The following is a 20,871-nucleotide window of genomic DNA, read 5'->3' as shown; positions in this document are numbered from 1 at the left end:
GCGCTGCGGCGCACGACGAAGTGCCGCGCACGGCTCGATACGTGCGGCATCCGCTCACTGCGCGGCACGCAGGTGCGTCTGGTCGGGAGGCGGATTGCCCATCGCCTGAAACAGCGCAGCGGCATCGGCCAGCCGCGCGCCGGTATAGCGGATTTCATCGAGCCGCGCGTTGCGCCATTGCTGCTCGCTGCTACGCACGGCAGTGGGCGGCAGCGCGCCGAGCCGTTGCCGTGCGCTGGCTTCGTCGAAATTGCGTTGCGCGGCGCGCGCTGCGTCGTTCGCCGCGTCGAGTGACTGCGCGTCGTGCTCGAGCGCCGCGAGCGTATCGGCAACATTCTGAAACGCGCTGAGCACGGTCTGCCTGTATTGCGATGCGCTGGCCTCATAGGTGGCGAGCGCCGCGCGCCGCTGTGCGAGCAGCGCGCCGCCGTGAAAGATCGGCTGCGACAGCGAACCGGCGATGCCCCACAGCGCGCCCGCGCCGGACAGCGCCGCCGGCCAGCTGAAGCCGCCCTGGCCCATCGACGCATTCAACGTGATGCTCGGAAACAGCTGGGCGGTCGCGACACCGACGTCGGCGGCCGCGGCTTTCAGCGCCGCGTCCGCTGCCTGGATATCGGGCCGCGCTTGCAGCAGTTCGGACGGCACGACTACCGGCACTTCGTCCGGCAGATGCAATTGCGCGAGCTCGAGTGCGGGCGGTGCCTGGTCCGGTGTGCGGCCGAGCAGCACCGCGAGCGCGTGGCGCGTCGTCAGTGCCTGCTGCCGGAGTGCCGGCAAACCCGCGGCGAGCGACGCCGCCGATTGTTGCGCGCTCAACAGATCGCTGTGCGGTAGCGCGCCGAGTGCGTAGCGGCGCTGCGTATCGGCGGCCTGCTGGTTGGCCAGCGTGACGAGCCGCCCGGTCGTCGTGACTTGCGCGTCGAGGGTAGCCGCGCTGAGCGCGGCCGATACGATATTGGCTGCCAGCGCGCGCCGTGCCGCGTCGAACTGATACGCCTGCAAGTCGACGCGCTGTGCGAGCGCCGCATTCGCATAGCGCACCGCGCCGAACAGATCGAACGTGTACTGGGCCTGCAACTGGCCGACGAACACGTTGTACTGAAAGGTATTGGGCCCGATCTCGGGAATCGCCAGCGCGCGCTGGCGCGATACCTGTGCGCCGGCATCGATGGTCGGCCACAGCGAACTGCCGATCTGCGCGCGCAACTGCTCGTGCGCGGCGGCCAGATTCCTGTCGGCGGCGGCGAGCGTCGGGCTGTTGCGCAGGCCTTCGTCGACCAGCGCGTCGAGGGCATCGGATCGATATAGCTTCCACCATTGCGGTACCGGTTGCGCACCGGCTACGAAGCGTTGCGCGATGCCTTGTGCGGCGACTGTCTGCTCGGGCTGCGGCTGCGCGCCGTAGTGAGCGGGGGCGGGCATGGCGGGCGGCGTGCCGCTGGGCCCGAACGAGCATGCCGCCGCGCCCAGCAAGGTGCCCGCGGCACACAGCAGGCGCATACGCGGCATCAGCGAGCGAGTGGACATGATCAGTTTCCCGTGTGAGCCGATGCATCCGGCAGCGGATCGCGTTCGTTGCCGCGCACGCGGAACCAGATTGCGTACAGCGCGGGCACATAGAACAGCGTCAACACCGTCGCGCTCGTGATGCCACCCATCAACGCGGTAGCCATCGGCCCGAAAAAATTCGAGCGCAGCAGCGGAATCAGAGCGAGCACCGCGGCGGCCGCGGTCAGCGTGATCGGCCGGAAGCGTCGCACCGTTGCGCCGACGATCGCATCGAAGCGCTGGTGGCCGGCGCCGATGTCCTGCTCGATCTGATCCACCAGGATCACCGAGTTGCGCATGATGATGCCGAACATCGCGATCACGCCGAGCATCGCGACAAAGCCGAACGGCTTGCCGAACAGCCACAACGTGATCACTACGCCGATCAACCCGAGCGGCGCGGTCAGCACGACCAGCAGCACGCGCGACAGGCTTTGCAGCTGGATCATCAGCAGCGTGAACACGGCGATCACCAGCACCGGCATCTGCGCATTGATCGAGCTCTGGCCTTTGCCGCTTTCCTCCACCGAGCCGCCGATCGCGATCCGGTAGCCGACCGGCAGCGACGCGCGCACGTTGCGCAGCGCCTCGTCGAGCGCATGCGTGACGTCGATGCCTTGCGCGTTGGCGCGCACGTCGGATTGCACGGTGATGGTGGGCTGCCGGTCGCGTTCCCAGATCACGCCGTATTCGAGCGTGTTGCGCATATGGCCGAGCGTGCCGAGCGGCACCGGGCCGTTCGGTGTCGGCATCGCGAGCGCGAGCAGTGCGGCCGGGTCGACGCGTTCGCTTTTCGGCGCGCGCAGATCGACGCTGATCAGCTTGTCGCGTTCGCGGTATTGCGTGACCGTATAGCCGGACAGCGTCATCGCCAGAAAGCTCGATACATCTGCGGAAGACACGCCCAGTTCGCGGGCTTTCTTCTGATCGAGTTCGAAGCGTACCGAGCGTTCGGCAGGCTCGTCCCAGTCGAACTGCACATTCGACGTGCGCGTGTCGGCGCGCATCGTCGCGGCTACGCGGTCGGCGATCGCACGCACCGTGGCGATGTCGTCGCCGCTGACGCGAAACTGCACCGGGTAGCCGACCGGCGGCCCGTTCTCGAGCCGCGACAGACGCGTGCGAATCGCCGGAAACTGCTCGCGCAGCATCGGTTCGAGCCACTGCGCGAGTTGCTCGCGTTGCTTGACGCTCTTTGCGGTGATCACGAACTGCGCGAAGTTCGGCTGCTGCAATTGCTGGTCGAGCGGCAGATAGAAACGCGGCGCGCCGCTGCCGATGAAATCGACCACGTGGTCGATTTCAGGCCTGCCCACCAGCGCTTTTTCGAGCCGTTGCGCCTGGCGCAGCGTCGCGTCGAACGACGCGCCCTCCGGCAGCCGCACGTCGACCAGCAACTCGGGCCGATCCGAACTGGGGAAGAATTGCTGCGGCAATTGCGTAAAGCCCGCCATCGCGATGACGAACAGCACGACGGTCAGCCCGAGCACGACGAAACGCCGCTCGATGCACCAGCTGACCCAGCCGCGCAGACGCCGGTAGAAACGCGTGTCGTAGATCTGATGCTCGCCGTCGTGTGCCTGGTTGGCCTCGTGCGCGGCGCGCTTGCGCTCGGGCAGCAGGTGATAGCCGAGCAACGGAATCAGCACCACCGCGGCGAACCACGACGCGATCAGCGCGATCGCCGACACCTCGAAAATCGAGCGTGTGTATTCGCCGGTGCTCGATTTCGCGAGCGCGATCGGCAGGAAGCCGGCGACCGTAACGAGGGTGCCGGTCAGCATTGGAAAGGCGGTGCTGGTGTACGCGTAGGCCGCGGCGCGCGTGCGGTTCCAGCCCTGTTCGAGCTTTACCGCCATCATCTCGACCGCGATGATCGCGTCGTCCACCAGCAGGCCGAGCGCAAGCACCAGCGTACCGAGCGACACCTTGTGCAGGCCGATATCGAACAGATACATGCACAGCGCAGTGACCGCGAGCACCACCGGGATCGAGATCACCACCACCATGCCGGTGCGCAGGCCTAGCGACACGAGGCTCACGGCCAGCACGATCGCTACCGCTTCGGCGACGGCCTCGAGGAAATCGTCGACCGATAGTGCGACCGCGTGCGGTGTGCTCGACACCTCGGCCAGTTTCAGGCCGGCCGGCAATTGCGCGCGCAGTGCGGCGATCTGCACGTCGAGCGCCTTGCCGAGGCGGATCACGTCGCCGTCCGGTTCCATCGTCACGCCGATGCCGAGCACCGGCTTGCCGCCATAGCGCATCTGCGTGACCGGCGGGTCGTCGTAGCCGCGCCGGATCGTCGCGATGTCGCCGAGCCGGAACGAGCGGTTGTTCACGCGGATCAGCGTGTCGGCCAGCGCATTCAGGTCGTTGAACTGGCCGTCCGGACGCACGAACACGCGGTCGTCGTACGTGGTCAGCGTGCCGGACGACGATACGCTGTTCTGCGTATCGATCGCCTGCGCAATCTGCTGCGGCGAAATGTTCAGGCGCGTCAGCTGCGTGTTGGCGATTTCGACGTACACGTGCTGGTCTGGATCGCCGAAGTAATCGATCTTCGCGACACCCGGCACGCGCAGCAGCACGGTGCGCAACTGGTCGGCGTAGTCGTGCAGCTGCGCGGCGGAAAAGCCGTCGCCTTCGAGCGTGTAGATGTTCGTGTAGACGTCGCCGAACTCGTCGTTGAAGTACGGCCCTTGAACACCGCGCGGCAAGGTACCGGCGATGTCGCCGACTTTCTTGCGCACCTGGTACCATGTGTCGGGCACCGTCTTCGCGGAGGCCGAGTCTTTCATGTTGAAGAAGATCAGCGATTCGCCGGGCCGCGAGTAGCTGCGCAGAAAATCGATCGATGGGGTTTCCTGCAGCTTGCGGCCGATCCGGTCGGTCACTTCCTCTTGCACCTGGCGCGCGGTCGCGCCTGGCCAGAAGGTGCGGATCACCATCACGCGGAACGTGAACGGCGGATCTTCCGATTGCGCGAGCCGGGTGTACGCGAGGATGCCGAACGCGGTGGCCAGCACGATCAGGAACACCACCAGCGCCTGATGGCGCAAAGCCCATGCGGACAGATTGAAGCGGCCTTCCGATGCGCTGTCGTGACGATCGTGTGGTTCGTTGCGTGGGTTCGGCTCGTGTTGATCTCGCTGCAGGCTCATGACGCGAAATCCTCGGGATGCAGCGGCGCAATGGCGCGGACCTTTTCTCCGGCCGTCACCGTATGCACGCCTTGCAGCACGACGCGTTCGCCGTCGTTGAGTCCTTGCGCGATCGAGATCGTGCGTTCGTCGTAGCGCGCGAGTTGCACGCGGCGCAGTTCGAGCACATCGCTGCCGTGCCGTACGACCCATACCGCGGGCTGCGTGCCGTCGTGAAATAGCGCGGTGGCGGGTAGCGTGAACAGCGCATGCAACGCGCCGCCCGCATCGAACGCGACATTCGCGGTCATGCCGAGGCGCACGTCGGGATTGGGTTGATCGACGGTGGCGAGCGTCAGTTTGGCGCGCCACGTGCGGCTTTGCGGATCCGCTGCCGGCGAGAGCTCGCGCAGGCTTGCGTTCAGCGTGCGGCCGGGCAGCGCCGCAAGGGTGATGCGCGCGCCTTGACCGACTCGCAACGCAGCGAGTGCGCTTTCGGGCACGTCGCACACGACGTCGATGTCGCCGCTCCACGCGAGGCTGTACACCGCCTGGCCGGCCGTCACGTTTTGCCCGGTATCGGCTTGCTCGGCGGTGATCACGCCGGCGTGGTCGGCGGCAAGCGTTGCGTACTGCAGCTGGTCTTTCGCGAGCGCGGCCTGCTGTGCGGCCTGTTCGCGCTGTGCCGCGGCGGACGCATAAGCGTCTTCGGTCTGTTCGAGCTGCGCAGGCGCGATCAGATTTTCGTGCGCCTGGGCGCTGTCGCGTTCGAGTTGCTGCTTTGCGTAGACCAGCCGATGCTGGGCCGCATCGAGTTGCGCGGCCGCGCTGGCGGCATTCTTCTGCGCATCCGCGGGGTCGAGCTGCGCGACGATCTGACCTTTTTGCACGGTGTCGCCAAGCCGCACGCGGCGCTCGACCAGCTTGCCGGCGATGCGGAACGACAGCGGCGTCGAATAGCGCGCCTGCACTTCGCCGGGCAGCGTCGCGGCAAGCGGCTGACCGTCCGCATGCACGGCGACCGCCACGACCGGCCGTGGCGTCTGCACGGTGCTTTCTTTCTTCTGACATGCGGTAAGCGCAACCAGGCCGGCGAACGCACAGGCCCACGCAAGACGGCGCGTTAGTCGCGCGCGAAGCGAAGCATCACGTGGCGCATTAGCGAGCCGCTCAGACCACGAAAGGCGCGGCGAGCGGTCTGGTGTGGCGGACTGGGACGCGGGGACCAACGAAGGGGGCGACGACGGCGAGCGCGGCGACGACGGCGCGCCGCGATCAGAAAAAGCACCGGAACGAATCACGATGACTCCAGGCAACCGAGAGCGGAGCAACCCGTGTGGCGCCGATCGAACACCTGACGCTGTGCGGTTGCATGACATGTTGGGCTGGATTCTAATACACACCTGTATCCGAGTGCAAAGCTGAATCGAAATATTCGGTGCTAGACTGCCGCCCATGAAACGCCAACGGCTGACACGAGAACAGAGCAAAGACCAGACGCGCCAGCGTCTGATGGATGCTGGGCTGACCATCTTCATGAAGAAGGGCTTCGTCGGCGCAAGCGTCGAGGACATCGCCGAAGCGGCCGGCTACACGCGCGGTGCGTTCTATTCGAACTTTCGCAGCAAGCCGGAGCTATTTCTGGAACTGCTGCGGCGCGATCACGAAGCGATGCAGGCCGACCTGCAGGAGATCTTCAAGGAAGGGGCGAGCCGCGAGGAAATGGAGCAGAGCGTGCTGCTGTACTACAGCCGCATTCCGTTCAACAACCAGTGCTTCCTGCTATGGGTCGAGGCGAAGCTGCTGGCGGTGCGCGACGCGCGCTTCCGGGTCCGCTTCAATGCGTTCCTGAACGAGAAGCGCGAAGAGCTGGCCGAATACATCAGCGAATTCTCGCGGCGTGTCGGCACGCCTTTACCTCTTCCTGCGACGACACTCGCGATGGGGCTGATGGGGCTGGTGGATGGCGTGCAGTTTCTGCACACGGTCGATCCGCAAAATGTGACCGGCAATGTGGCCGAGACGGTGCTGGCGGGATTTTTCGCGCGGGTCGTGTTCGGCCGGGAAGGCGGGTGACGGTTGCGCGATCCGGACTGACGGCGATTGCGTGACAGCGGGTGACGGCGCGAGCCGGACGCGCTGGGCATTGCTACGTGGCTACACGGCTACATCGCTACGTCGCTACAGGCTGAGCCCCGGCCCGAAATTGCTGCCGAGCAGTTTTTCAACCGCCTCGATATCCGCGTAATCCTGCTCCGGCAAACCATCGAGCATCGCAATCACTTCGTTGCTCGCACCGGCTTCGCGCGCGGTGTCGACCAGTGCGTCCTTGTTGGCGGGATAGGCCGCTTCGCGCAGCACATCGGCTATCTGCAGATCGATCGGTTCGCGGGGGATGTCCGCTTGGGTCATGAGTGCGCTCCTCGCTGTCGTGTGCGCGGGTGAAGGGGACTCACTGCGTGGGATGCGTGGGACAAACTGCGTGAGACTAACTGCAGGAATGAGCTGCTGGAATCAACTGCGCGGATGAGCGGCGCAGATGGACGTCGGCGCGTGCCAATGAAGCTGGCGAACACACGGCCAGGCTCGCAGCCCAACGCAGCCAACGCAGCCAGAGCAACCGGCACGACCGCGTCGCACGCCGTCACGTTTGCAGCTTTACCGCGTGCGACGCGTAACCGCGCTCCGGATGCCGCGACTTCGGCAGCGTGATGTGCTGCCAGCGATCGGGCCGGATGTTGGTCTGCGCCGCGATGTCCGGCGCGGGCGGTGCGACCGGCGCGGCGTTCATGCGTTCTGCGACGACGTCGGTCATGCCGTCGCGCGCGGTGTGTACCGGCGTGGCAAAGCATGAGGCCGACAACGTTACCATGGTCAACAGCGTCGAGGTTTTCATCGCCCGACCTCCTTTGCTATGCAGCGCAGGATCTCTCGCAAGCGCTATGCCATCGGCGAGCGGCACGTGATCGCACGAGCGGCGTTCGCCAGGGCACGGCTGCGCATTGCGAGCGCCGTGCCAGAGCTACCATCTTAGACAGTAAATTTTTCAAGCGCACTGAGAAGCGGCGAAGGCCGCAGTGGCGCGTGGTTCGGCGCTCTGTCCAGTGCTCGGCTTAGTGCCCAGTTCAGTGCTCAGACAAGAACAGGTTGAACACCGTTGAATGCGCCGCTGGCGTCGTCGACAGGTTGCTGCAAGCCGATCATCGCAGCAAACCGCGCCACGCGTCGCGAACGGTCGTACCGGACGGGCCGCGCCACGCGACGCGTGGGAGCCATACTGCGACTGGTTATGCCGCCACGCCATGCGCCATGCGCGTCGCGACGCACGACGCGACGCGCGAGGCAGCGCTGCTGCGTCGCGCCATACACGCTTAGCGCAACGCGCCGAAACGCGTCCACGGCCACGACGGCCGGTCGCGCATATAGCCGTTCAGCCAGTTCCACTGCGGATGCCGCTGCATGAACGCCTGCGCGTCGAACGGCCGCCCGCACGGGTGGCCCCAGCGCGCATAGAACGACATGTCGCGCGCCATCTCGCTGTCCATCACCTTGCCGTCGTTGGCGCCCCACGGATTGAACGGGCCGTGGTCGGAGCCCGGCAGACGCGCGTCGTCCAGTTCGAGGTGCCCGCAGATCGTGCGCGAACACGGATGGTCGCCGCGGTTCAGGTAGACGTCGTGATGGTCGGCAATCATCTGCTTCGCAAGTTCGAGATCGATCTTGCCTTGATGCTCCTGTTCGAGTTGCATGAAGCGCAGCCGCCGTGCACCGTTTCTGCGCACGTCCGAGTAATCTTCCTCGTCGGCGCATTCCTGGTTGCGGATCTTCAGATCGGTAGCGGTGTTGTAGCCGCTGTAAAAGCCGTTCTTCGTGCTCTCGAAACCGGATGAGCGCAGCCCCAGTTCGTAGCGCGCGATCTCGCCGGTGCGGGTGTCGCCGAGCAGCCAGCTGTTCGCGTAGCCGCCGTTGTTCGCGACCGCGAACAGGTCGCACCATTCGCGGATCGTGTTCGCATATTGCGTCGCGCGCCGCGAGCGGTAGAACTCCGGCGCGCCCGCCGCGTGATAGCCGGTGAAGTTCGAGATGGTGGTCTCGGTGATCATCAGGCCCGCGGACGTGACCCAGAAATCGGTCAGGCTCGAAATGCAGCCGGGCAGACCTTGCATCAGGATGCGGTGGCCGGAGTCCGGCACGATGTCGAACACCACGTTGAATGCGTCGCCGGCCGCGTAGCGGTCCCACGAGTTATGCGCCATCACGATGCGGCCGTCGCGCGTCGCATTGCCGGTCGCAATGAAAGCGCTGCAGTGGTGGCCGCGCCGCCCGCGCCACGGCTTGATCGCACCGCGCGGATGTTGGGCCGCGACGTGCGTCGGCCACCAGCTTTGCAGCAGGTCCATGTAGCCGTTCCACGCCAGCACTTCGGCAAACGGCAGTTTCGCGCCATCGGCGATGCCCTGGATTTCGTCGGCAAATTCGGTGTCGAGGCGCGGCGCGAACTGCGCGACCGCTGCGTTGACGAAGGTGTCGAAGTCTTCGCCGGTGTCCCACTTCGCGAGGTAGCGGGCGGTGCGGATTGCATTGTGGATTTCGCTGGCCAGCAACTGGCCGTGCTGCTCGCCGCGATCGTACGGTTCGCCTTCGATATGCACAAAGATCCAGCCCGCGTGGTCGCGGCGTACTGCATCGATCGAAGGTTCGCTCATTCTCGCTCCCGGTCGTAGCGCTCGGTGTCTCTGCGAACGAAGCGCGGCGCTTCGATGCGGGTTAACGTCAAGCGGTTAACCGTGCTCGGCAGCGCGGCTTGTGCAGGCAGCCGGCGGGTCGCTTTCTGGTGAATTTATTTTAGAGATTTTGCCGCGCTTTGCACGCGGCCAGTTGTGACGTTTCGTATCAGAGCGTGCGCCGCGCAACTCAGCGATGCGGGTTCATCCGGAAGTACGCATCGAGCAGCGAGGTCTTGTAGACCACCCCGGCCAGCTTCGGCCGCGCGACGCTCTCGACCACCGGCAGCCGCTCGCCCTGAAACGCGAGGAAGTGCTGCAGCGCGACGCCGAGCGGCATGTCGGGTGTCAGCACGTCGAAGTGCGGCTGCAGGTAGTCGGCGGCGGTGCGCGCCGACGTGTCGTGTTTCGCGAGCAGGTCCGACGTGATGTCCTTCAGCGCGACCACGCCGAGGAAGCTGCCGGTGTCGTCGGTCACGTACAGATACTTGACCGGATATTCGAGAAACACGCGTGTCATGTCCTGCACGGTGGCGCTGGGCTGCACGACGGTTTGCGGTGGGCGGATCAGCTCGCGCATCTGCGTCGAGCGCAGGCGCATGCGTTCCTGCTCCTCGCGGTTTCGATGCAGCGTGATGTCGTACATCGAGCGGTTGCCGATCGCGCGCGCGACGAAATAGGCGACCACGCACGACAGCATCAGCGGCAGCACGACCTGGTAGCTCAACGTCATTTCGAAGATCAGCATGATCGCCATCAGCGGCGCCTGGGTGGCGCCGGCGAGGAACGCGCCCATGCCGACCATCGCGTACGCGAACGGTGCCGACGTGTGCAGCGGCAACAGTGCGTGCACGCCGAGGCCGAACAGCGAGCCGAGCACGCCGCCCATGAAGAGCGTCGGCGTGAACACGCCGCCCACTGCGCCGGAGCCGACCGTGGCCGCAGTGGCGAGCACCTTGAAGACCAGCACCATCACCAGCGCGTTCCAGGTCCACGGCGAATGCAGCACCGAGTTGACCACGCTATAGCCGTTGCCCCACACATCGGGCGAGCCGACCGACAGGATCCCGACCGCGAGGCCGCCAAGCGCGAGCTTGAGCGGCAGCGGCAACGGCAGCCGTTTGAAGCCGGCCTTCGAGCCGTCGATCAGGCGCAGGAACTGCGGCGCCAGCGCGCCACACAACAGGCCGAGCCCGACGAACGGCAGCACCTCGATGCCGGCGATCGGCGGAAACGCGGGCATCTCGTACGGCGGCCGGTAGCCGGCGAACTCGCGCATCGTGATGTTGGCGACCACCGACGCGACCACCACCGGACCGAAGCTTTCCATCGCGATCGAGCCGAGCACGATTTCGGTGACGAAGAACGCGCCGGCAATCGGCGCGCTATATGCCGACGTGATACCGGCGGCCGCGCCGCACGCGACCAGCAGACGCAGTCGCGGCGGGTCGAAGTGCACGACGCGGCCGATCAGCGAAGCGGCGAGCGCCGCGAGCTGCACCATCGGGCCTTCGCGGCCGATCGAGCCGCCGCTCGCGATCGTGAACAGCGACGACACCGAGCGCCACAGGCTCAAATGCACCGGCACCACGCCGTCGCCGATGGCCACGGCTTCCATGTAGTCGGTGCTCGATTTCTTGTCCTGGCCGCGCCGTGCGATCAACAGCAGGAAGCCGGCGGCGAGGCCGCCGAAGGTTGGCAGCAGGATGCGGGTCTGCCACGACAGCCCGCGCGCCATGTCGACGAGGCCGCCGTCGCTGCCGGTGAACAGCCGCTGCAACAGCGCGATGCCTTCGCGAAACGCGATCGTCGCGAACGCGCCCGCGACGCCGACGATCACCGACCAGACCAGCATCGTATGCGCATCGGACAGCCGGAACAGGCGCGCCGCGCGAGTGCGCAGCCTTAGCAGGAACGAGAGCACGGAGTACCCAGTGGGTTGGTTGGCATCGCGCGCAAGGATAGCATCGCGCTCTTCGGGCGCGGCGGCTTCGGGGTGGGGCCGTGGGTCGGTGTGCGGGGTGGTTCCGTCGTTCATCGGGCGTGAGCTCGGGCGGGCGTGGGGGCTGCGTGGTCGGGAAGCGCGCCGTACAGTGGCGCTCAGCGTGCGTCCTGGTCGAGTTCCGGGTAGTGGCGGAACACGCACGATTCGTTGTAGGGAAGGCGCCGCTGCGACGCGAGGTAGGCGGCGATCCTGGGGCGCGCGAGCACCCGGTCGTGGAGTGCCGCGAGCAGCGGGTAGTGCTTGCCGAAGGTCTTCATCGCGCGTGGAAACGCGTAATGCAGCGCGTCGATCAGCTGGAACATCGACAGGTCGACGTAGCTCAGCGCATCGCCGACCATGTACTGATCGCCCGCGGGGTTTTGCTTCAGTACACGCTCGAAGTAGCGCATGAACTTCGGAATGCGATGCTCGATGAAGTCTTTCGCGCGTACTTTCGCGGCATCTTTTTGCTCTTCGTAGTACAGGTTCGAAGCGAGCGGATGATGCGTATCGTGCGCTTCCGCGACCATGTCGGCGATCGTCAGCTGCAGGCCGTTGGCGACGTAACGCAGGCTTTCGACGTTGGGCGCGAGACCCAGCCGCGGGCCCAGATAGAACAGGATGTTCGCGGTTTGCGCCACCAGCAGGTCGCCGTCTTTCAGGAACGGTGGCGCGAACGGCGGGTAGGGCTCTTCCTTGCTGCCGAGCAGCGCCATCATCGCGCCGCTGCCGAGCCCGTCGCGTTCGCTGCCGCGTGCCACTTCGACGTAAGCGGCGCCGGCTTCCTCCAGCGCGAGCCGCACGAATTCGCCGCGGCCCTGCAAGCCATCCCAGTAGTAAAGTTCGTAAGCCATCGATCGGTCCTCGTTGAGTATTCCAGGCTGCGATGCGGTGCGGATGCAGGGCGCGCATACCCGGTTTGCCGGGCACCTGCGTGCACGTTGCGGGCCTGCTGCGCGCACCGCGAAACACCGCAAAAATTGCAGATCTCACCACCGCCATAAACGCCGAACGCCCCGCGCATGGCAGGGCGATCAAACCGTGTGCAACACCGGCTCGCAGGCGGCGCGCGATCCACTGCGCGCGCACCTCGACGCCGCATCAACCGAGCAGACGCTGGACTGCCCATGTAATCCCCAGCCCGCCGAAGAACAGCCACACGTACAGGATCAAACCGGTGGTCAGCGCGCGCGGACCGGCTTCGCGAATCTGCGCGATGCGGGTTTCAATGCCGAGCGCGGTCATGGCCATCGTCAACGCGAAGGTGTCGAGCAGGTTCAGCGTATGGGTGGCGGCATGCGGCAACACGTGCACCGAGTTCACGCCGACGCACGCAAGAAAACCGAGCGCGAACCACGGCACCGCGAGTTTGCGCGGCTTGCCGGGCTGCGCCGCGCCAGTCGTGCCCGGTGCGGCGGCGCCACGCGGCGCGCGGTTCACCCACATGCCCACCGCGAGCAGCACCGGCACCAGCAGCATCACCCGCGTCATCTTGACGATCGTCGCAATATGGGTTGCCTCCGGGCTCACGTTGCTGGCCGCGCCGACCACCTGCGCCACTTCGTGAATCGTGCCGCCGAAGAACAGGCCCGCCCCGACGGTATCGAGATGCAGCCAGCCGGCCCGCATCAGCGCGGGGTACAGGAACATCGACAAGGTGCCGAACAGCACGACGCTGCCGACCGCCATCGCACTCTTGTGCGGCTTCGATTGCAGTGTGGATTCGAACGCGAGCACCGCGGCGGCGCCGCAGATCGCGCTGCCGGCTGCCGTCAGCAGCGCGGTGTCGCGATCGAGTTTCATCAGCTTGATGCCGGCCCACGTGCCGATCGCCAGTGTGCTGAGCACGATCAGCAGCGATTCGGCGAGCCCCGGCAGGCCAACCTGGGCGATTTCCTGCAGGCTCACGCGCAGCCCGAAAAACGCGACCGCGATACGCAGCAGCCTGCGCGCCGAGAAGTTGACCCCGGCTGCCCAGCTGTCGGGCATACCGTCGCGCAGCGCATTGCCGTAGATCGCGCCGGCGACGATGCCGACGATCAGCGGGCTCAAGCCGAGGCCCGCGACGGCGGGCAGCGACGCGATACTGGTCACCGCGCCGGCGAACAGCGCGACGAACAGGATGCCGTTTAACTGGCCGCGGGTGGCTGACGCGGCGGCGGGAACAGTCTGAAAATGAACGGTAGACATGGTGATCAGGCTCTGGCGTTGATGAGTCGAGACATTGCTCAACGGATGCCTAATCCTAGTTTGAATATATCGATATCATAAATCGTCATTTGTGACTTAATATATAGGCTGATCCGATATTTCATGCGCCATGACCCCCGATCAGCTTATAACGTTTGCGGCCGTCGCCGAACACCGGAACATCAGCCGCGCGTCGGTTGCGTTGCATTTGTCGCAGCCGGCCGTTTCCGGCCAGCTGCGGCAACTGCAGGACGAGTTCGGTGAGCCGCTCTATCAGCGCGACGGCCGCGGCGTGCGGCTGACGCCGGCCGGCGAGCAACTGGCGAGCTATGCGGCGCGGCTGCGCGACACGTGGCGCCAGGCGCATGCGTATCGCGACGCGCTGCGCGGCATGGAGCGCGGCACGCTGCGCGTCGGCGCCAGCACCACGCCGGCCAGCTATCTGCTGCCGTATCTGGTTGCGCGCTTTCAGCGGCGTTATCCGGACGTGACGTTGCACACCGCGGGCGGCAATACCACCGAGATCGTCAGCGCGCTCGCGGCGCTCGACGTCGCGCTGATCGAAGGCGTGGTCGGCGCCGATCTGCCGCCGGATACCGCCGTGCATGCGTGGCGCGAGGACGAGATCGTCGCAATCATGCCGCGCACCCATCCGCTCGCGGCGGCTGCGGCGGGCGGCATCTGTCTCGCGCAACTGGGCGCCGAACCGCTGGTGCTGCGCGAGGAGGGCTCGGGCGTGCGGCAACTGGTCGAACGAGCGTTTGCGGCGGCCGGCGTGCCGATGCGGGTGGGGCTCGAAATCGCCGGTGTCGAGGGCGTCAAGGAGGCGGTGCGCGCCGGCATGGGTATCGGCTTTGTCTCGGCGATGTCGATGCGCCATGAGGGCGATGCACTGTGCCGCGGCTCGCTCGGCCCGCAGGCGCTGACGCGGCGCTTTTCGATTCTGGTGCCGCATGCCAGTGCGCCGTCGCGGCTGGTCGGGCAGTTTCTGGCGCTGTGCCTGACTGACGGCGACGCAGCGGGCGTGTAGCGACGCGAGTTGCAGATCACTTTTGCGAGACCTGCGGGCAAGTCGCAGCGTAAGGCGCGCCGTGCGCGCCGAACAGGCATTCCCGACGCCCGAAACGGTACGGAATTGTAGCGAAACCTTCCGGTCGCTGATGCTTGTGCCGCTGCCCACGCAGTATTTTTGCGGGACCGTCGGTGCATACGGTTTCGTGTCGGGCTGTGCCGTCGATTCTCAACAATGGCTCATCGCCCGGCATGTCGCCGCCGGGGCGACAGTCGGCTTACAGGCGCTCCGCTATCTTAATGATTCGATCGGCTCGTCTGCGGCATCCTACGTGCTCATGAACGCTGCGCTGATTGCACGCATTCATGCATGCTGGCCGCGTCTCTACAAGGAAATCGATTCGATGAAAAGCAGCATTGTCGCGTACCAACCGCTGCCTGCGGACGTACTCGCCTGGTTGCGCGAGCGTGCGCAGGTCGTAAAAGTGAATGCCGCACCACACGACGCGCGGGTCGCCGCCGATGCCGCGCTGGCGCGCAACGTCGCACACCGCGAGGGGCTCGCGCGATGAGCATGACGACCCTGTTCAGGCCGCCGGTCAACCCGGCCGCTGGGGTACCTCCGCGCCGCGCGACGATCAGCGATGTCGCGCGCGAAGCGGCCACCGGCAAAACCAGTATTTCGCGCTATCTGAACGGCGAGATGAACGTGCTGTCGCCGGACCTGCGCGAACGCATCAGGCTCGCGATCGAGCGGCTCGACTATCAGCCGAACCAGATGGCGCGTGGTCTGAAACGCGGCCGCAACCGGCTGATCGGCATGCTGGTCGCGGATCTGACCAACCCGTATTCGATCGAGGTGCTCCAAGGCGTCGAGGCGGCGTGCCAGGCGCTCGGCTACATGCCGCTCGTCTGCCATGCGGCCAATGAAGTGGAGATGGAGCGGCGCTATCTGCAGCTGTTGACCACGTATCGCGTCGAAGGCGTGATCGTCAATGCGCTTGGCGTGCGCGAGGAGACGCTGCGGCCGGTCGGCGACGGCGGCGTGCCGGCCGTGCTGGTGGACCGCACCATCGACGGCGTGACGGCCGATATGGTCGGCCTGGATAACGCGGCGGCCGCGGCGCTCGGCGTGCAGCATCTGGTCGAGCGCGGGTTCGGCGAGATCTGCTTTGTCGTGCAGCCGTTCAATGAGGTGAGCTCGCGGCGCGCGCGCGAGGCGGCGTTTCGCGACGCGTTGCGCGCGCATCCGCAGGTGCGTGGCGAGACCGTCGTGCTCGATCTGACGGACCGGTGCGCGGTCGAACGCACGCTGGCGGCGCTGGATGCGTGGCTGGGGGCGGGATTGGGTGGCGGTGCAGGTGGTGGAGTTGGCGTTGATGCGAATGCTGGCGAAGGCTTCGACGCCAACGCCAACGCCAACGCCAACGCCAACGCCAACGCCAACGCCAACGCCAACGCCTCCCCGCGCCGCCTCGCGCTGTTCGCCGCCAACGGCCCGGTCGCGCTCTGTCTCGCGCGCCATCTGAAACAGCACTACGGCCCGTCGTGGCAGACGCGCATCGCGCTGCTGTCGATCGACGACCCGGATTGGGCCGAACTGACCGGCATTACCGCGGTGCGCCAGCCGACCTACGAAATCGGCTACCGGGCAGTCGAGTTCCTGCACGAGCGGATCGCAGGCGGCGCGACCGCGGCGCGCGACTGTCTGCTGCAGGGGGAATTGATCGAGCGCGCGTCGACTTCGCGCTGATCTGCGATGATTCGGGCTGCGGCGCGCGATAGCTTGCGCGCCGCACGGTCTGCCGCGCGCTGCCGGCCGACCTTTTGTCGACCCGAATCCCGTAAGGAGCCTCATGCCCGTTTCACCGCTCACGCTGGCGTGCCTTGTCGCCGCGACGCTGTTCATGGCCGCGTTGCCGATCGTGCTGTACCTCAAGTTGCGCCGCCCGCTGGCGCTCGACCGGCGCGATGCGATCGCCGGTATCGCCGTGTTCGCGCTGTTCTCGATGCTGATCGAGCGCGGCATGAACGATTATCTGCTGCGGATGAATCCGACCACCGCCGCGTGGCTCCAGAACCCGGTAGTGTTCGTGATCGCCGGCGCGCTGCTGATCGGCATTTGCCAGGAAATCGGGCGGTACGGCGCGCTGCGGCTGCTGCTCAAGCGCGCGCTGACCCGGCACCCGGACCTGCCGGCCGCGCGGCAACGCGAGTCGGTGGCGCTCGCGTATGGCCTCGGGCATGGCGGCGCGGAAGTGTGGTTCGCCGGCGTGCTGGTGCAACTGCAGTGGATCGGCTTCGCGTATCTCGAGGATCGCGGGCAACTGGGCAGCGCGCTGTCGGGCTTGCCGCTCGATACGCTGATGCGCATTCATCTGCTGGTGGTGAGCCTGTCGCCGGCCGCGGCGGGCGTGTTCATCATCGAGCGCGCGGCGGCGCTGGTGTTTCAGCTCGGGCTGTCGGTGCTGGTGTGGCGCGGCGTGCGTGCCGGCTCGCGGCTGGTGTTGCCGCTCGCGATCGTCGCGCACGCGCTGCTCGAAGTGCCGGCCGCGCTGACGCAAACGCATACGCTGCCGCTTTGGGCGGCGGATACGATCTACGTGCTGCTTGCGGTGCCGCTTGCGATCGGGCTGGTGAAACTGTTCCGGCGCGCGTCGCAGCCGGCCTGAGCACGCTACGACATTTCCTTCAACTTTTTTGAGCCCGCCATGGAAGCCTACCTGTACGAGTGTGCGAGCCCCGACATCGAGGAGCTCGCGCGCGTGATCAGCGATCTGTTTCCCGAGCAGACTCACTTCGTCGAGCGGCCGCGTGCCGACGGCACGCCAAGCCTCGTCGTGCAGTGGGTGGCGATGCGCTTTGGCGCTGCCGCGCGGCGCATCACGCTCGAGATCGGCTTTGTGCCGGCGGCGCTCGCGCGCTATCGCGCGTTGCCGGTGCGCGAGCGGGCGCGCAGTTTTGCGGTGCTGCGCGCTTATGTCGAGGCGACCATCGGGTCGCTCGAAGAGCAGTACGCAAATGGCGAAGCCGTGCCGCGTGAAGTGACGCTCGAGTTCGGCGACGAGTTTGCATGAGGGCGTGTGCCCGACGTCGGGTGTTGGCGGTGCGATGGTGTGCCCGACGTCGGGTGTTCGCGGTGCGATGGTGTGCCCGACGTCGTGTGTTCGCGGTGCGATGGCAGCGCGATGGTGTGCTCGTCGTGCGACGACCTGCCTGCACGACGACGTGTTCGTGCAATGACGCGGGAGTACCGCGCGTGCGCTGCTACCGCGCGCTGCGATACACCTTCGCGAAGCGCGCTGCCTGCACGACGCCGTAGTCGCCCGGCGCGTATTGCATCACCCAGTCGCCGGCTGCGCCATGCAGCACGTCGCTACCCGCGGCGCTGCGCGCGAGCGAGAACGCTTCATCCATTTGCCGCGCGAGCACGACGGCCGGCCGGTTGCGATACGGGCCGGGCATGCCATGCGCGAGCGCGGTATCGGCCGGCAGATACTTCGCATCGAAGCGATCGCGCGACACGACCCAACGCTCGCCGCCCGCGCCGGTGATCAGCGCATCGCCGGCCTGATAGCGGTTCGGGCCTTCGAGGCTCATCAAGGCGCCGCTGCCGGCGGCGAATTCGACATGGACAGTTTCGTCCTTGACGACGCGTTGCGCGCGCGGATCGTTGCGCAGATCGAGGTTTTTCAGTTCGAGCATGAATGACACAGAGGCGGGTTGGCATCGCGCCCACGGCAAGGCCGGCGCGGCGAAGAGACCCGCATGATGCCAGATAAGCGCTTTGTAAAATGAAAAACGCCTGCCGGTGAGGGCAGGCGTTCGGTGCAGCATTTCGTGTGCGTCGCGTTGCGGCTACTGTATTACGCCAACCCGCACCTGAACCCGGGCTTCAACCCGCATCGTTAGCCGGCGCCGCCTTCTTGCCGTGCGACGGACGATGACGCGCACCGCCCTGTGGCGGCGCTTCGCGGAAGGTCGTATCCGCCAGCTTCTTCTGCTCCGTCGACATGCCGTCATACAGCGGCTGGAACGCATCGACCAGCTTCTTGGTGCCGTCCGCGTGCGCTTGCGCGATGTCCGCGTACTGCTTCATGTCGTCGAGTGCGGAGACGTTCTTGTTCTCGCGGCGCGCTTCGAACAGCTTGCCCATCGTTTCGCCGTTGCTGCGCATCACGTCGGCAAACGCGTTCCATTGCGTTTCCTGCTGCGACGTGATTTTCAGCTGCGAATGCAGGTACGAGATGCGATCTTCGACGCGCTGTTCATGGCGCATCTTGCCGGCGGCGCCGGATGCCGACATCGCCATCGCGGGCCCGGAAGCGGGTGCGGGCGTTTGCGCAAAAGCGCTGCTGATCGAGACTGCGGAAGCGAGCAAAACGAGCATTTTTTTCATCGAGACTCCTGATGTCTGTTGTATCGAAAGCATGGCAAAGACGGTGCAAAAGCAGCAATGAAGCTTGAGCCGGTAGCGCGCGTCGAACGCGAGAACCGGCCCGCCGGACGCTATTAATAGCACGATATCGACGCATTGCGACGTCAATGCGACAACTGCTTACAACCGAAATCAGAGGGAAATACTTGCGAATGGTCAAGGCAGGCGCCATGCAAGCATCGGTCGCATGGCGCGTGCAACGCGGCGCTGCATGTTGAACGTTGAAATCGATGCGTGTGCATCGATTTCAACCGGCGCGCGGCACCAATGCAAATGCAGTGTGCCGCGGCAAGCTATTCGAAATCCCGGCTCACGCGTTTGATGTCGCCCAGCGCCGCGCTCTCGCCGTGCAGCCCGTTGAACAGCAGGTTCAGCAGCACCGCAGACACGGCAGCCAGCAGGATCCCGCTATGCAGAAGCGGCGACAGCGCAGGCGGCAGCTTCGCGAAGAACTGTGGCGCGACCACCGGCACGAGCCCGAGCCCGATGCTGACGGCGACGATAAACAGGTTGTGCTGCTGCTTCGCGAAGTCGACGTTCGACAGCACCTTGATGCCGTTGGCCGCGACCATGCCGAACATCACGATGCCGGCGCCACCCAGCACGAAGGCCGGAATCGATGCGACTACCTGCGCCATCTTCGGCACGAGGCCGAGCACGATCAGAATGACGCCGCTCGCCGCGCACACGAAGCGGCTACGCACACCCGTGATGCCGACGAGGCCGACGTTCTGCGAAAACGACGTGTAAGGGAACGCGTTGAAGACACCGCCAATCAGCGTGCCGAGGCCATCGACGCGCAGTCCGCGCACCAGCGCACGCTGATCGACCGGGCGGCCGACCATGTCGCCGACCGCGAGGAACATGCCGGTCGATTCGATGAACGTGACGAACATCACGATCACCATCGTGACGATCGACAGTGCGTCGAAGCGCGGCATGCCGAAATGAAACGGCAGGATCACGCCGAGCCATGGCGCGGTGGCGACGCCGGCCAGATCGACGCGGCCGAGCAGCGCAGCGGCCGCAAAGCCGGCGACGATGCCGAGCAGCACCGAAATATTCGCGACGAAGCCGCGGCCGAAGCGGTTGATCAACAGGATCAGCAGCAGCACGGCAAGCGACAGCACCAGATACACCGGGTTGCCGTAGTCGGGGTTGCCGACGCCGCCCGCCGCCCAGTTGATGCCGACTTCCATCAGCGACAGCCCGATTACCGCGATCACCGCGCCGACCACCACCGGTGGGAAGAGCCGCAGCAGCTTGCCGATCGCCGGCGCAAGCAGGATGCCGATCACGCCCGATGCGATCGTCGAGCCGAAGATGTCGAGTATGCCGAGGCTGGGGTTGGTGCCGATCGCGATCATCGGGCTCACGGCCGTGAACGTGCAGCCCATGATGATCGGCAGCCGGATGCCGAACATGCCGATGCCGAGCGTCTGGATCAGCGTGGCGATGCCGCATGCGAACAGGTCGGCGCTGATCAGGAACGCAACCTGGTCTTTGGGAAGCTTCAGCGCGCCGCCGACGATCAGCGGCACCGCCACCGCGCCGGCGTACATCACGAGCACATGCTGGAAGCCCAGCGTCAGCAGGCGGCCTGCGGGCAGCCGCTCGTCGCATGGATGGACAGTGTTCATGTTTTCCCTTGTCGGTGTCGGTTGTGTTTTGTGTGCGCTGCGATGCCGCGGCATCGTATGAAACAACCGCGGCGCGCGATTATTCCCGCCGATGCCCGTTGCTTCGCGCGCGTTTCCGATCATCGTAGTGCGGGGCCCGAAGTTTCGCCGCAAAAAAATAATGGCGGGATGGGGCGGCGAGCGGTCGTTC

18 protein-coding genes are annotated in these 20,871 nt (G+C 65.9%); 6 read left to right on the top strand and 12 right to left on the bottom strand.

Features of this window, described 5'->3' with window-relative positions:
- Window positions 1–54: 54 nt before the first annotated feature.
- The 3 genes from ACYVNQ_RS32945 to ACYVNQ_RS32935 are packed head-to-tail and all read right to left on the bottom strand — an operon-like array spanning window position 55 to window position 5,782.
- Window positions 55–1,512 (bottom strand): efflux transporter outer membrane subunit, encoded by a 1,458-nt coding sequence (locus ACYVNQ_RS32945; protein ID WP_460911181.1) that lies wholly within the window; start codon window positions 1,510–1,512, stop codon window positions 55–57.
- Window positions 1,513–1,532: 20 nt separating this feature from the next.
- Window positions 1,533–4,715, bottom strand: coding sequence for an efflux RND transporter permease subunit (locus tag ACYVNQ_RS32940; RefSeq protein ID WP_460908987.1), 3,183 nt, complete (start codon window positions 4,713–4,715; stop codon window positions 1,533–1,535).
- A complete protein-coding gene (locus tag ACYVNQ_RS32935) occupies window positions 4,712–5,782 on the bottom strand; it encodes an efflux RND transporter periplasmic adaptor subunit (protein WP_460911178.1) in 1,071 nt (356 codons plus the stop codon). The genes ACYVNQ_RS32940 and ACYVNQ_RS32935 overlap by 4 nt, the downstream gene beginning before the upstream one ends.
- A gap of 367 nt (window positions 5,783–6,149) precedes the next feature.
- Between ACYVNQ_RS32935 and ACYVNQ_RS32930 the strand changes: the two genes are divergently transcribed.
- Window positions 6,150–6,770 carry a TetR/AcrR family transcriptional regulator gene (locus ACYVNQ_RS32930; protein WP_460908985.1) on the top strand — a complete coding sequence of 207 codons (621 nt, stop codon included), beginning with the start codon at window positions 6,150–6,152 and terminating at the stop codon, window positions 6,768–6,770.
- A 105-nt stretch (window positions 6,771–6,875) separates the two neighbouring features.
- On the opposite strand, the gene ACYVNQ_RS32925 is transcribed toward ACYVNQ_RS32930, so the two are convergent.
- The 6 genes from ACYVNQ_RS32925 to ACYVNQ_RS32900 all read right to left on the bottom strand — a co-directional run bounded on the left by ACYVNQ_RS32925 (window position 6,876) and on the right by ACYVNQ_RS32900 (window position 13,592).
- On the bottom strand, window positions 6,876–7,106 hold the full coding sequence (locus tag ACYVNQ_RS32925) for a DUF2795 domain-containing protein (protein ID WP_460908984.1): 231 nt from the start codon (window positions 7,104–7,106) through the stop codon (window positions 6,876–6,878).
- Between the two features lie 232 nt (window positions 7,107–7,338).
- On the bottom strand, window positions 7,339–7,590 hold the full coding sequence (locus tag ACYVNQ_RS32920) for a hypothetical protein (protein WP_460908982.1): 252 nt from the start codon (window positions 7,588–7,590) through the stop codon (window positions 7,339–7,341).
- Between the two features lie 475 nt (window positions 7,591–8,065).
- A complete protein-coding gene (locus ACYVNQ_RS32915; RefSeq protein ID WP_460908979.1) occupies window positions 8,066–9,400 on the bottom strand; it encodes a C45 family autoproteolytic acyltransferase/hydolase in 1,335 nt (444 codons plus the stop codon).
- Between the two features lie 208 nt (window positions 9,401–9,608).
- On the bottom strand, window positions 9,609–11,342 hold the full coding sequence (locus ACYVNQ_RS32910; protein WP_460911176.1) for a ClcB-like voltage-gated chloride channel protein: 1,734 nt from the start codon (window positions 11,340–11,342) through the stop codon (window positions 9,609–9,611).
- Window positions 11,343–11,518: 176 nt separating this feature from the next.
- Window positions 11,519–12,256 (bottom strand): glutathione S-transferase, encoded by a 738-nt coding sequence (locus ACYVNQ_RS32905; RefSeq protein ID WP_460908976.1) that lies wholly within the window; start codon window positions 12,254–12,256, stop codon window positions 11,519–11,521.
- Window positions 12,257–12,503: 247 nt separating this feature from the next.
- The gene (locus tag ACYVNQ_RS32900; protein ID WP_460908974.1) at window positions 12,504–13,592 is read right to left on the bottom strand and encodes a YeiH family protein; all 1,089 of its coding nucleotides are present in this window, start codon (window positions 13,590–13,592) and stop codon (window positions 12,504–12,506) included.
- Window positions 13,593–13,722: 130 nt separating this feature from the next.
- Between ACYVNQ_RS32900 and ACYVNQ_RS32895 the strand changes: the two genes are divergently transcribed.
- From ACYVNQ_RS32895 to ACYVNQ_RS32875, 5 genes are all read left to right on the top strand, one after another.
- Window positions 13,723–14,622: a LysR family transcriptional regulator gene (locus ACYVNQ_RS32895; protein WP_460908972.1), complete on the top strand. Its 900-nt coding sequence runs from the start codon at window positions 13,723–13,725 to the stop codon at window positions 14,620–14,622.
- Between the two features lie 61 nt (window positions 14,623–14,683).
- Window positions 14,684–15,175 carry a hypothetical protein gene (locus ACYVNQ_RS32890; protein ID WP_460908970.1) on the top strand — a complete coding sequence of 164 codons (492 nt, stop codon included), beginning with the start codon at window positions 14,684–14,686 and terminating at the stop codon, window positions 15,173–15,175.
- 2 nt (window positions 15,176–15,177) lie between these two features.
- Window positions 15,178–16,356, top strand: a complete 1,179-nt coding sequence (locus ACYVNQ_RS32885) for a LacI family DNA-binding transcriptional regulator (protein WP_460911174.1) — start codon at window positions 15,178–15,180, stop codon at window positions 16,354–16,356.
- A gap of 103 nt (window positions 16,357–16,459) precedes the next feature.
- Window positions 16,460–17,275 (top strand): YhfC family intramembrane metalloprotease, encoded by an 816-nt coding sequence (locus tag ACYVNQ_RS32880; RefSeq protein ID WP_460908968.1) that lies wholly within the window; start codon window positions 16,460–16,462, stop codon window positions 17,273–17,275.
- 39 nt (window positions 17,276–17,314) lie between these two features.
- The gene (locus ACYVNQ_RS32875; RefSeq protein ID WP_460908966.1) at window positions 17,315–17,680 is read left to right on the top strand and encodes a DUF3022 domain-containing protein; all 366 of its coding nucleotides are present in this window, start codon (window positions 17,315–17,317) and stop codon (window positions 17,678–17,680) included.
- A 190-nt stretch (window positions 17,681–17,870) separates the two neighbouring features.
- Here the strand turns inward: ACYVNQ_RS32875 and ACYVNQ_RS32870 are convergent, their stop codons facing one another.
- The 3 genes from ACYVNQ_RS32870 to ACYVNQ_RS32860 all read right to left on the bottom strand — a co-directional run bounded on the left by ACYVNQ_RS32870 (window position 17,871) and on the right by ACYVNQ_RS32860 (window position 20,735).
- Window positions 17,871–18,308, bottom strand: coding sequence for a PGDYG domain-containing protein (locus ACYVNQ_RS32870; RefSeq protein ID WP_460908964.1), 438 nt, complete (start codon window positions 18,306–18,308; stop codon window positions 17,871–17,873).
- A 190-nt stretch (window positions 18,309–18,498) separates the two neighbouring features.
- Window positions 18,499–19,002 (bottom strand): Spy/CpxP family protein refolding chaperone, encoded by a 504-nt coding sequence (locus tag ACYVNQ_RS32865; protein ID WP_460908961.1) that lies wholly within the window; start codon window positions 19,000–19,002, stop codon window positions 18,499–18,501.
- A 332-nt stretch (window positions 19,003–19,334) separates the two neighbouring features.
- Complete coding sequence (locus ACYVNQ_RS32860; protein ID WP_460911172.1) at window positions 19,335–20,735, bottom strand: nucleobase:cation symporter-2 family protein; 1,401 nt, start codon at window positions 20,733–20,735, stop codon at window positions 19,335–19,337.
- Window positions 20,736–20,871: the final 136 nt, after the last annotated feature.

Source organism: Paraburkholderia jirisanensis, assembly GCF_054782355.1.
This window is presented reverse-complemented; position numbering and strand designations above follow the sequence as displayed.